The sequence below is a fragment of the Neobacillus niacini genome (assembly GCF_036961885.1).
GTDB classification, from domain to species: Bacteria; Bacillota; Bacilli; order Bacillales; family Cytobacillaceae; genus Neobacillus; species Neobacillus niacini_H.
On sequence record NZ_JBALNQ010000103.1, the window covers coordinates 1 to 2,925 of the forward strand.

Here is a 2,925-nt window from a genome sequence, read left to right on the forward strand (position 1 = left end):
TCTCATTAATGAATAGAATTTACTGTATTTAAAAAGTATGTTTTTATAATTTTGTACCTACCATTCGGTACAATTCCAGTCTAACATACTTTTTTTATTATTGGCAAACAAAATATTTAGCATAGGAAGATCACCCTTTTATATAAACAACTATTTTTCTTGAAAGACCTACTAGTGTTTAAACGGATAGTATTGTATCTAAGCAAAAAATAATGTTATAATAATTGTACCGAACAGTTGGTAAATTCCGCGTTTAAATCTGCGATTTAAAGGATAAATTAAATAAAATTTAAAAGGAGTTTTAAAATTGCCAACAAATTTTTATACTAAAGAAAATACTCAAGACAAACAAGGGGTAACGAGTGACGAACATGCGGAAGCCATTATAATTGCTTCCACAGTACGTGCAGGTGGAACTTATGCTTAAGTTATCAAGAGTGAGGTTGTAGTTATTATGTCTACTAAAAAACAGGAAATAATACGAATAGCTAGAGAGGTCATACACTCAAAAGGCTACCAAGCGACATCTGTCAGCGATATTATGGCAGCTACTAATATCGGAAAGGGGCAATTTTACCATTATTTTCAATCAAAACATGATCTAGGATTAGCTATTGTAGAAGATCTGGTCAAAGATTGGGAAGGACAATTAATAATTGGAATTCTGAAAACTTCAGATGCCCCTGTTACTAAGTTAAATCGCATGCTCCAATGGGCGGAGACAAGTCATGCAGAAATGGAAATTAAGTATGGGTGCGCAATGGGAAATTTGGCAATCGAAATGAGTGCCCAAGATGAGGAATTCCGAGTAAAAATTAATGAATTTTTTAATCACTGGGTAAACTCAGTCACTGATATTTTAACGGAAATGATTGAGGAGCATCAGTTAGATGAATCAATTAATCCGAAAAAAAACGCAGAATCCATTGTTGCTATGATTGAAGGCGGAATTTTACTAATGGTAAACCGACAAAACATCCAAGTTTTACAAAATATTTTTGAAGTGATTAAACAACAGTATCATTTAGATTAAAGACAAAAAGTTAAGACAAGACTTACTAACGGATCGTTAGTAAGTCTTTTTAAGCTTGGTAAACCAATTAAAGGCTTCACTTTTATTTTTTAGCCATTCATTTTACTTCAAAATAAAAAGAACCACGATTAAATCATGATTCTTGGCTAGAAAAATATAAGCAGGATTCATTGTTAAAGAGAATTAAGAGCTTCTGCAAACCTTTTAATTCCTTCATGTATTGATTCCTTATTTTCCCTAGCGAATGTAAACCGTACAAACTCCTTTTTGGATCCCATAGTGGAACCAGGGACATAAATAACTCCCCTTTTTATGGATTCCTCAAGTAATTGCATTTCGTTAAAATCTTTTTTTATCCGGCACCATAAGTGAATGCCTCCCTGAGGGATTGAAAATTCAACTTGTTCCTTTAAATAAAAATTAAGGCTGGTTATAATTTGATCCCTTCGTTTTTCTAACTCTTTCACCAAACCATTGATATGTGAATGAAAACTTTTCGATTCTATAAATTCATTTGCAATCCACTGGGTAAAGCTTGCATGCCCGAAGTCAATTTGTTGTTTCGCGTCGGATAGCCTTTCAATGACTGGCTTTGGTCCGATAATCCAGCCAATCCTTAACCCAGAAGCAACAATCTTTGTTAAAGAGCTAATATATAAGACGTTTCCATGAATATCCATCGATTTTAATGTTGTAACCTCTTCCCCGGTAAAAGAAGTTAGACTATATGGATCGTCCTCCACTACGGGAATCCCATGTTCAGAGGATATTTCTAAAATCGCTTTCCTCTGTTTTTCATGAAGTAAGGTCCCTGTTGGATTTTGAAAAGAAGGGTTTAAGAATATCATTTTAATTCGATGTTTTTTATGTAAAGTTAATAAATCTTCTGGGTTTAATCCGTCCTTATCAACGGAAAGAAAATATGGTTTTATTCCGGCTGATTTAAAAATAGGTAGATTATAATTATAGGAAGGATCCTCTAAAGCAACTGCATCTCCAGGCTTTAATAAGCACTGTACGACTAGATGTAATGCCTGCTGGGCGCCAGATGTAATTAATATCGAAGAAGGATCAGATTCAATTCTCCGAAATTGCTTTACATGCTTTGTAATGGTCTCCCTAAGAATAAGGTTACCTTGTGGGTGATCATATCCTAAGCTTCCGATAAACGATCTAGAAGCCGTTATCTGTCTTAAAGAATCTAAGGGAAAAAGATCTTCGGATAGTTCTCCACTGGCTAAATTAATGAGTTTATGTTCAACTGCTTCTTTTCGAATCCTTTGGGTAACAGGTAAATTTGGTAAAAATGAACCTGCCTCAATGTACCTGTTCCAGCTCGGAATACGTTTCTTCGTAATCCCCCATATATCCTGACTAATGGTTGTCCCGCTTCCTCTATTTCGTTGAATCAGCCCATTCGATCCTAACTCATCATAGGCAGATACCACAGTACTTCTGTTTATGTTAAGTTCCTTAGCTAAATATCTTTCTGATGGTAATGGATTATCAGGCGGAAATGTACCATTTGCAATCCCATTTTCAATATATTCAGCAAGCTGTTTATAGATTGCTTTTTTAGCTTTACGATCTGGTTTCCAGTCCATTGACTACAGTCCTTAAGATTTAATTTTTCTAATCATACCTTAATTATTTTTCTATTTCACTTTTTTACTCTTGAGTTTTTTCCTACAGAAAAATTCTTAAAAAAATAACCTACCGAGCTATTAAGTCAATAGGTATCAAAACAATATTATTTATGCAAAAAATCTAATATACACTCCAAGAGAAATTAAAGATAAGGTAATGATCACAACATAAATTAACGTTAAATTTGTGGTATTTCTTTTTGTAGAACTGCTATATTTTTCATCAATTTTTCCTGTAATTAATAG

2 protein-coding genes are annotated in these 2,925 nt (G+C 33.6%); one reads left to right on the top strand and one right to left on the bottom strand.

Annotated features, from left to right (window positions below; genetic code table 11):
• Nucleotides 1–454 precede the first annotated feature (454 nt).
• Nucleotides 455–1,033 (top strand): TetR/AcrR family transcriptional regulator, encoded by a 579-nt coding sequence (locus V7124_RS26050; RefSeq protein ID WP_335413483.1) that lies wholly within the window; start codon nucleotides 455–457, stop codon nucleotides 1,031–1,033.
• Nucleotides 1,034–1,206: 173 nt separating this feature from the next.
• On the opposite strand, the gene V7124_RS26055 is transcribed toward V7124_RS26050, so the two are convergent.
• Nucleotides 1,207–2,637: a PLP-dependent aminotransferase family protein gene (locus V7124_RS26055; protein WP_335494858.1), complete on the bottom strand. Its 1,431-nt coding sequence runs from the start codon at nucleotides 2,635–2,637 to the stop codon at nucleotides 1,207–1,209.
• Nucleotides 2,638–2,925 lie beyond the last annotated feature (288 nt).